At 71.4% G+C, this 7,537-nt stretch carries 10 protein-coding genes; 5 read left to right on the top strand and 5 right to left on the bottom strand.

The window, feature by feature from the left end; genetic code table 11:
* Positions 1 to 203 precede the first annotated feature (203 nt).
* Positions 204 to 848, top strand: a complete 645-nt coding sequence (locus N4P33_RS29970) for a PhzF family phenazine biosynthesis protein (RefSeq protein ID WP_260830087.1) — start codon at positions 204 to 206, stop codon at positions 846 to 848.
* Between the two features lie 70 nt (positions 849 to 918).
* Here the strand turns inward: N4P33_RS29970 and N4P33_RS29965 are convergent, their stop codons facing one another.
* Both N4P33_RS29965 and map read right to left on the bottom strand, forming a co-directional pair.
* On the bottom strand, positions 919 to 1,566 hold the full coding sequence (locus N4P33_RS29965) for a heme oxygenase (biliverdin-producing) (RefSeq protein ID WP_260830086.1): 648 nt from the start codon (positions 1,564 to 1,566) through the stop codon (positions 919 to 921).
* 153 nt (positions 1,567 to 1,719) lie between these two features.
* Complete coding sequence (gene map / locus N4P33_RS29960) at positions 1,720 to 2,577, bottom strand: type I methionyl aminopeptidase (protein ID WP_260830085.1); 858 nt, start codon at positions 2,575 to 2,577, stop codon at positions 1,720 to 1,722.
* 59 nt (positions 2,578 to 2,636) lie between these two features.
* Between map and N4P33_RS29955 the strand changes: the two genes are divergently transcribed.
* Positions 2,637 to 2,879 (top strand): hypothetical protein, encoded by a 243-nt coding sequence (locus N4P33_RS29955; RefSeq protein WP_260830084.1) that lies wholly within the window; start codon positions 2,637 to 2,639, stop codon positions 2,877 to 2,879.
* 23 nt (positions 2,880 to 2,902) lie between these two features.
* Here the strand turns inward: N4P33_RS29955 and N4P33_RS29950 are convergent, their stop codons facing one another.
* Both N4P33_RS29950 and N4P33_RS29945 read right to left on the bottom strand, forming a co-directional pair.
* The gene (locus tag N4P33_RS29950) at positions 2,903 to 4,210 is read right to left on the bottom strand and encodes an MFS transporter (protein WP_260830083.1); all 1,308 of its coding nucleotides are present in this window, start codon (positions 4,208 to 4,210) and stop codon (positions 2,903 to 2,905) included.
* Between the two features lie 465 nt (positions 4,211 to 4,675).
* Positions 4,676 to 5,275: a hypothetical protein gene (locus N4P33_RS29945; protein WP_260830082.1), complete on the bottom strand. Its 600-nt coding sequence runs from the start codon at positions 5,273 to 5,275 to the stop codon at positions 4,676 to 4,678.
* 87 nt (positions 5,276 to 5,362) lie between these two features.
* On the opposite strand from N4P33_RS29945, the gene npdG reads away from it, so the two are divergent.
* The gene (gene npdG / locus N4P33_RS29940; RefSeq protein ID WP_260830081.1) at positions 5,363 to 6,064 is read left to right on the top strand and encodes an NADPH-dependent F420 reductase; all 702 of its coding nucleotides are present in this window, start codon (positions 5,363 to 5,365) and stop codon (positions 6,062 to 6,064) included.
* Between the two features lie 64 nt (positions 6,065 to 6,128).
* On the top strand, positions 6,129 to 6,320 hold the full coding sequence (locus tag N4P33_RS29935; protein WP_260830080.1) for a hypothetical protein: 192 nt from the start codon (positions 6,129 to 6,131) through the stop codon (positions 6,318 to 6,320).
* Here N4P33_RS29935 and N4P33_RS29930 read toward each other — a convergent pair.
* Positions 6,310 to 7,107 carry a site-2 protease family protein gene (locus N4P33_RS29930; protein WP_260830079.1) on the bottom strand — a complete coding sequence of 266 codons (798 nt, stop codon included), beginning with the start codon at positions 7,105 to 7,107 and terminating at the stop codon, positions 6,310 to 6,312. The two genes, N4P33_RS29935 and N4P33_RS29930, sit on opposite strands and share 11 nt — an antisense overlap.
* Positions 7,108 to 7,285: 178 nt before the next feature.
* Between N4P33_RS29930 and N4P33_RS29925 the strand changes: the two genes are divergently transcribed.
* The coding region (locus N4P33_RS29925) for a winged helix-turn-helix domain-containing protein (protein ID WP_260830078.1) at positions 7,286 to 7,537 on the top strand (252 nt) is incomplete at its 3' end.

The raw sequence follows: 7,537 nt of genomic DNA, 5'->3' as shown, positions 1-7,537 counted from the left end.
CCAGCACCGGCTCGGACGTGCCGGTCGCGGCCCTGGGCACGGCAGCCGCGGTCGCGGTGGCGGCGGGCGCGGGCGTGGTCCTGGCGATCCGGCGGAGGCGGCCGACGGCTGAGTGAGCCGGAGCCCTGCCGGGCGTCGGACCGGGGTCGGCCGTATCGGTCGACCCCGGTTCGCGTCCGCACGGGCGATGCTTGAATGCCCCCGTGACTGACTACGACGTGCTGCGCGTCTTCTGCGGGCCCCGGGGCGGGTACGGCAACGAACTCGGTGTCGTCCGCGACGGTTCCGTCCTGCCCGAGCGGAGCGACCGGCAGGAGTTCGCGGCGAAGCTCGGCTTCAGCGAGACCGTGTTCGTCGACGACCCCGAGCGCGGGGTGATCGACATCTACACCCCGACCCTGCGGCTGCCCTTCGCCGGGCACCCGTGCGTCGGTACGGCCTGGCTGCTCGACGTGCCCGAACTCGTCACGCCCGCCGGGGTGGTGGGCGCCCGTCAGGACGGCGAGTTCTGCTGGATCGAGGCGCGGGCCGAGTGGGTGCCGCCGCGCACGCTGCGCCAGTACGCCACCGCCGCCGAGGTCGACGACCTGGCCGTGCCGCCTAAGGGGGAGTGGATCTACGCCTGGGCCTGGGAGGACGAGCCGGCCGGCCGGATCCGGGCGCGGGCCTTCCCGGGCCGCGACGACGGCATCGACGAGGACGAGGCGACGGGCGCGGCCGCGCTGCTGCTCACCGACCGGCTGGGGCGGGCCTTGAACATCACCCAGGGCACGGGTTCGCAGATCCTCACGGCACCACAGCCCCACGGCTGGGTGGAGATCGGAGGCAGGGTGATCCTGGAGCGGTGACGTGACTGTACGTACCTAAGGGGCGCGGGGAACTGCGCGACCAGCCCCCACGGCGCCGCACCCGAAACACTCACGCCGACAACGGAAACTCCTCACCCAACGCCCGAAAAACCCCCGTGTTAAGCGCGAACGCACCCTTGCACTCAGCGACGATCCGCTGCTTCTCCAGATCATCCGCCGGCACGGCATCCAGCAGCTCCCGGTACATCCGCTTGAACGCCGCCGGGTTGGAGATCTCCTCGAAGACGTAGAAGCGGACCCCGTCGCCCTTCTTCGCGAAGCCCCATGTCCTCTCCGCCTTGTCGCGGATGATCTGGCCGCCGGACAGGTCACCCAGATAGCGCGTGTAGTGGTGGGCCACATAGCCGCCGGGCCAGCGCTCGGCGCACTCCCGCACCCGGTCCGCGTACGCCCGCGTCGCCGGCAGCGCGGACAGCGACGCCCGCCATCCCGTGCCCCGCAGATGCTCCAGGTCCCGCTCCAGCGAGGCCAGCCGCATCAGCTCCGGCCGGATGAAGGGACCGGCCACCGGGTCCGCCGCCAGGCGCTCGGCGGACGTCTCCAGTGCCTCGTAGACGAACCACAGCTGCTCCGTGTACCGCGCGTACGCGTCGACGCCGAGCCGCCCGCCCAGCAGGTCGCTCATGAACGTCGAGGTCTCGGCCTCCACGTGCTGTTCGTGGGACGCGGTGCGGATGAGCGTCGAGAAGGAGTCCATGAGGCCCGATCTTCTATGGTTAGGCTTACCTAAGTCAAGAGGTTTGCCGACGGCTTGTCGGTAAAAGCCTACCCAGCCATTCCCCCGGCGGCACATGAAAAGACCCGCCCTGTGGACAGGGCGGGTCTTCGCGGCTGTGGAGGTGCTGAGTGGCTACGGCAGGGTCAGGATCTCCGCGCCCGTGTCCGTGACCACCAGCGTGTGCTCGAACTGGGCCGTCCGCTTGCGGTCCTTGGTGACGACCGTCCACCCGTCGTCCCACATGTCGTACTCGTGCGTCCCCAGCGTCAGCATCGGCTCGATCGTGAAGGTCATCCCCGGCTGCATCACCGTCGTCGCGTGCGGGCTGTCGTAGTGCGGGATGATCAGGCCCGAGTGGAACGAGCTGTTGATGCCGTGCCCCGTGAAGTCCCGCACCACGCCGTAGCCGAAGCGCTTGGCGTACGACTCGATGACCCGGCCGATGATGTTGATCTGCCGGCCCGGCTTGACCGCCTTGATCGCGCGGTTCAGGGACTCGCGGGTGCGCTCCACCAGCAGCCGGCTCTCCTCGTCCACGTCCCCGACGAGATACGTGGCGTTGTTGTCGCCGTGCACGCCGCCGATGTACGCCGTCACGTCCAGGTTCACGATGTCGCCGTCGCGCAGCACCGTCGAGTCCGGGATGCCGTGGCAGATCACCTCGTTGATCGAGGTGCACAGCGACTTCGGGAAGCCGCGGTAGCCCAGCGTGGAGGGGTAGGCGCCGTGGTCGCAGAGGAACTCGTGCGTCACCCGGTCCAGTTCGTCGGTGGTCACCCCCGGCGCGATGTGCTTCGCGGCCTCCGCCATCGCCTGCGCCGCGATCCGGCCGGCGGTCCGCATCGCCTCGATGGTCTCGGGGGTCTGCACCTCCGGTCCGGTGTACGGCGTCGGGGCGGGCTTGCCGACATACTCGGGGCGGCGGATGTTTCCGGGCACGGAACGGGTGGGAGACAGCTCCCCTGGGACGAGCAGCGACTGGCCAGACATGCCAGCGAGTCTAAGTCAGCGGCGATGGGGGACCATCTTCGTGGTGAGAGGAGCCGGTCATGCCCCTGTTCAAGAAGCGGACGGTCGGAAAGCCGGGCGAGTGGTACTACTGCCTGGAGCACAAGAAGGTCGAGGAGGGGCCGGACTGCCCCGGCAAGGACCGCTTCGGCCCGTATGCGAGCCGTACGGAGGCGGAGCACGCGATGGAGACGGCGCGGGAGAGGAACCTTCAGTGGGAGAACGATCCGCGGTGGCATGACGCGTCGTCGCCTGCGTCTTCGGCGGAGCGGGACGACGACTGAGGGTGTTGTCGGGGGCCGCCTAGCTAGGTTGTGGCCGGGGATTCGGGTTCGGGTTCGGGTTCGGGTGCGGTTGCGGTCTCGCGTTGGGCGCGGAGGCGTAGCGCGTGCTCGTTCGTGCGGACGTCGTAGGTCATCAGTTTCGGCAGGCACAGTGCCAGCAGGCCCACTGCCGCCGCGCACAGCAGGCCGCCCGACCACACCGACGTCCGCACCCCGAACCACGCGGCCATGCCGCCGGCCCGGACCTGGCCCAGCTGCGGGCCCACCGAGTACGACAGCAGCTCGATGCCGGCGAGCCTGCCGCGCAGCTCGTCGGGGATGGTCTGGTTCCACATCGCGCTGCGGAAGATGCCGCTGACCATGTCGAAGGCGCCGCCGAGCGCCAGGCACAGCAGCACCAGCCAGACGTTTCCAGCCACGCCGGCTGCCGCCATCGCCATGCCCCAGCCGGCGGCGGCCAGCACCACCATCCGGCCGTGACGGTGCACCCGTGAGGTCCAGCCGCTGGTCAGGCTGATGAGGAGCGAGCCGGCCGGGATCGCGGCGTACATCAGGCCCAGCGACCACTCGGCGTGCAGTTCGTCCGCGAGGAAGGGGAGGACGGCGAGCGGCATCGCCAGGAACATCGCGGCGAGGTCGATCGTGTAGGTGCCCAGCAGTTCCTTGCGGCTCCAGGCGTAGCGGGCGCCCTCGGTGATCGCCGCCCAGGACGGCTTCCTCGCGGTGTGGGAGGCGGGGGAGGGGGTGAGGCCGACGGCGAGCGCGACGGAGACGGCGAAGGTGGCGAGGTCCACGGCGTACGCCCACGCCAGGCCGGCGAACGCGACGACCACGCCGGCGAGGGCGGGGCCCGCGATGGCGCCGACCTGCCAGCGCAGGGCGTTGAGGGAGGCGGCGGCGGGGAGGTGCTCGTGGCGGACGATGCGGGGGGTGAGGGCGTCGAGGGCGGGGCGCTGGATCGCGGAGAGGGCGGAGGAGGCGGCGGCGACGAGGTAGAGGGGCCAGATGGCGGGGGTGGGGAGGAGGACGTTGAGCAGCAGGGCGGCGCAGAGGACGCCTTGGCCGGCCTCGGTCCAGAGGATGAGCTTGCGTTTGTCCCAGGCGTCGGCGAGGGCGCCGCCGTAGAGGCCGAAGACGATCAGGGGGAGGAGCTGGACGGCGCCGATGGCTCCGACGGCTGCCGCGGAGTTGGTCAGCTCCTTGATCTGGACGGGCAGGGCGACGAACGTCAGGAAGCTGCCGAAGTTGGTGATGAGCCCGGCGACCCAGACGCGCCGGAAGTCGGCGGATTCCCGCCAGGGGGCGAGGTCGGGGAGCAGGGCGTTACTCACGAGGGCCGATGATCCGCGGTGCGTGGGGCTGCGGCAACCGCTTTTCCGCGGCTCCGGTGGGGGGATGCCTGCGGCGCCGCTGTCCCTCCGGTGGGGGTGCGCGTAGCGCCTACGGCCGGTGGGTGAGTCGGGGCCGGGTCGGTGGTGTCCGTCTTCGGTCTGGCGCGAAATAGGTCGACACAGAAAGCTGCTCGGCGCGGACGCGCCAGCCGCTGCGGGCAGACACCACCGCCCCGACCCCTCCCCGCCGCGGGCGCCTGCGGCACGCCCACGGTGCGTGGAACATGGCCGCCGTGCGCGTCTTCCCGCCCCAGCTGCGGGCAGTCGTGCCGCTGGGGCGGCACGGGTGGGCGCAGCGGCACCCCGCAAGCGCGGGTGAGCGACACCCACCCCCGCCCAGCACCCACGCCGGTGCCCACTGCACGGGCGGACGGTTCCCCCGGTTCTCCGCGCACCGCGCCGGTCTCACCACCGCGGTGGTGGCGGTGCCGTCAGGAGGTCGGCCAGGTGGGACAGGCGGTCGCGGAGTGTGCGCCGGCCCCTGCGGGGCACCGCGTTCTCGCCCGCCGCCGCGCTGACCAGGTGCTGGACCGTGTCCAGGTCCAGCTCGGAGCCTTCGGGGACCGGGAGGGTCTCGTGGGCCAGGGCCGGCAGTTCGCCGTCGGCCGGGCCCAGGGAGAGCAGGACCGCTCCCGCTCGGCGCGCGTCCGACACCCGTTCCAGCAGCGCGGCACCCGGCTCGCCCGGGGAGACGACCAGCAGCGTCTCACCCCGCCGCGCCGCCTCCAGTCGCCCGAGGCCCACCGCCAGATGCGCCGGATCCGAGGGGCGTGCGTCATGGCGTACCAGGGTCGGCGCCAGCTCCGGCGTGCCCGACCACGCCGCCTCGTCCACCAGGTGGGCCGCCAGGTGCCACGGCTCGTAGTCCGGCGTGCCGACCAGCAGCAGCCCGCCCCCGTGCGACACCACCGACCCCCGCAGCGACCCCGCGAACCTCCGCGTGGCCCCCAGCCATTCCGTCCCGGCGAGCACTTCCCGCAGCAGCGCGACCCGTACCGCATCCATGCGACCGCATCCTGCCCCAATCGGATCCCGCCGGCCGGGCGTTCGCCCCGGAATCGCCCGGGAGGGGACGGGTCGTAGAGTCGGGCCATGACCTCTACCGACAGTGCAAAGCCGCCCGCCAAGGACCCCTGGGACCTCCCCGACGTCTCCGGCCTCGTCGTCGGCGTACTCGGCGGTACCGGCCCGCAGGGCAAGGGCCTCGCCTACCGTCTCGGCAAGGCCGGACAGAAGGTGATCATCGGGTCCCGTGCCGCCGAGCGCGCCCGGGCCGCCGCCGAGGAGCTGGGCCACGGCATCGAGGGCGCCGACAACGCCGAGTGCGCGCGCCGCAGCGACATCGTGATCGTCGCCGTGCCGTGGGACGGGCACGCCAAGACGCTGGAGACGCTGAGGGAGGAGCTTGCGGGGAAGCTGGTCGTCGACTGTGTCAATCCGCTCGGGTTCGACAAGAAGGGGGCTTATGCGCTGAAGCCGGAGGAGGGGAGTGCTGCCGAGCAGGCTGCCGCCCTGCTGCCGGATTCGCGGGTCACCGCCGCCTTTCATCATTTGTCGGCCGTGCTGCTTCAGGATCCGGAGATCGACGAGATCGACACCGATGTGATGGTGCTCGGCGAGGTGCGGGCCGACGTGGAGATCGTGCAGGCGCTGGCCGGGCGGATCCCGGGGATGCGCGGCATCTTCGCGGGGCGGCTGCGCAACGCCCACCAGGTCGAGGCGCTGGTCGCCAATCTGATCTCGGTCAACCGCCGCTACAAGGCCCACGCCGGGCTCCGCGTCACGGACGTATGAGGGATGGGGGACACTGATGGTGACAGTTGTGACCGTCTGTGTCCCCCGACAGGAGTCCAGCCCCATGCCCCGCCTCGCCGTCTACTCCCTCGTCGTCTGCCTGCTCGCCGTCGCCGCGGCCGTCGTCTCCTTCGTGCAGGGCAGTGTGCTGATGGGGGTCGTCTGGGTGCTGCTGGCGGGGCTGTCGTCCAACATGTGCTGGTACTACCTCAAGCGCGGGCGGAGCGGGCGGGGCTCCTCGTCCGTCACGGGGTGATGGTGCAGATCTCGTTGGTCTGCCAGAAGCGGTAGAGCTCGAAGCCGCAGTACGAGTCGATGTCGCTGATGCCGAGGGCCCGGAGGATGGCGTCGATCGCGTCGAAGAACGCGCCGTTGAGGGCCGGCACCCACAGCAGCGCGAAGACGAAGAGCAGGCCGAACGGGGCGAACGGCTCCACCTGGCGCCGGATGGAGTGCGACAGCCAGGGCTCGACCACGCCGTAGCCGTCCAGGCCCGGGACCGGCAGGAAGTTCAGGATCGCCGCCGTCACCTGGAGCAGGGCGAGGAAGGCGAGCGCGTAGCGGAAGTCGGTGGGGACGCCGTCCAGTGCGTCCAGCCAGAAGGGGGCCATGCACACCGCCGCGAACAGCACGTTCGTCAGCGGGCCCGCCGCCGAGATCAGACTGTGCCGCCAGCGGCCCCGGATGCGTCCGCGCTCGATGAACACGGCACCGCCGGGCAGACCGATCCCGCCCATGATCACGAAGAGTACGGGGAGCACGATGCTCAGCAGGGCGTGCGTGTACTTGACCGGGTTCAGCGTGAGATAGCCCTTCGCGCCGACCGAGATGTCGCCGCTGTGCAGGGCGGTGCGCGCGTGCGCGTACTCGTGCAGACAGAGGGAGACGATCCACGCCGCCGTCACGAACAGGAACACGGCGAGGCCGGGCTGCTCCGCGAACCCGGTCCAGGTCGCCCAGCCGGTGACCGCCGTGACGGCCAGGATCCCCAGGAAGACCGGACTGATCCTCCGGTCGCTGTGGCGGGTGGCGGCGGTGGTCATGGGACTCCCTGAACTGTCGGGCGCTGGCGGGACGGGGGGTGGGACTGCCCGACCGTACCGGGCGCACCGGGAAAACGTCTCGCGCGGTCCGGCGGTTCCGTCAGAGGGTGGGACTGCCCAGCCCGACATCGACCCCCTTCCGAGAGCCGCTGTGACCGGCTCCGGAGCAGCGGAGACAATGGACCTCGTGCGTTATCGCGTCCTCGGCACCACCCAGGCACTCCGTTCCGACGGCACCGTCGTCCCCGTCGGCGGGGCGCGGCTGCGTGCGCTGCTGACCGTGCTGGCCCTGCGGCCGGAGCGGGTCGTGCCGGTGCGTGTGCTGGTCGACGAGGTGTGGGAGGGCGAGCCGCCCGCCGACGCCACGGGCGCGTTGCAGGCGCTGGTCGGGCGGCTGCGCCGGGTGCTCGGCGCGGAGGCGGTCGCCTCC

This window comes from Streptomyces sp. 15-116A (assembly GCF_025290915.1).
Taxonomy (GTDB): Bacteria; Actinomycetota; Actinomycetes; order Streptomycetales; family Streptomycetaceae; genus Streptomyces.
Note: the sequence above shows the minus strand (reverse complement) of the source record. Positions and strands in the feature narration are given on the sequence as shown.

Bases quoted from the DNA above. Each gene is read 5' to 3' on its own strand.
- N4P33_RS29935 (WP_260830080.1), top strand. From the start codon at position 6,129: ATGCCCCGCCTCGCCGTCTACTCCCTCGTCGTCTGCCTGCTCGCCGTC.
- map (WP_260830085.1), bottom strand. From the start codon at position 2,577: ATGTCTGGCCAGTCGCTGCTCGTCCCAGGGGAGCTGTCTCCCACCCGT.
- N4P33_RS29965 (WP_260830086.1), bottom strand. From the start codon at position 1,566: ATGGACTCCTTCTCGACGCTCATCCGCACCGCGTCCCACGAACAGCAC.
- N4P33_RS29955 (WP_260830084.1), top strand. From the start codon at position 2,637: ATGCCCCTGTTCAAGAAGCGGACGGTCGGAAAGCCGGGCGAGTGGTAC.
- N4P33_RS29930 (WP_260830079.1), bottom strand. From the start codon at position 7,107: ATGACCACCGCCGCCACCCGCCACAGCGACCGGAGGATCAGTCCGGTC.
- N4P33_RS29945 (WP_260830082.1), bottom strand. From the start codon at position 5,275: ATGGATGCGGTACGGGTCGCGCTGCTGCGGGAAGTGCTCGCCGGGACG.
- npdG (WP_260830081.1), top strand. From the start codon at position 5,363: ATGACCTCTACCGACAGTGCAAAGCCGCCCGCCAAGGACCCCTGGGAC.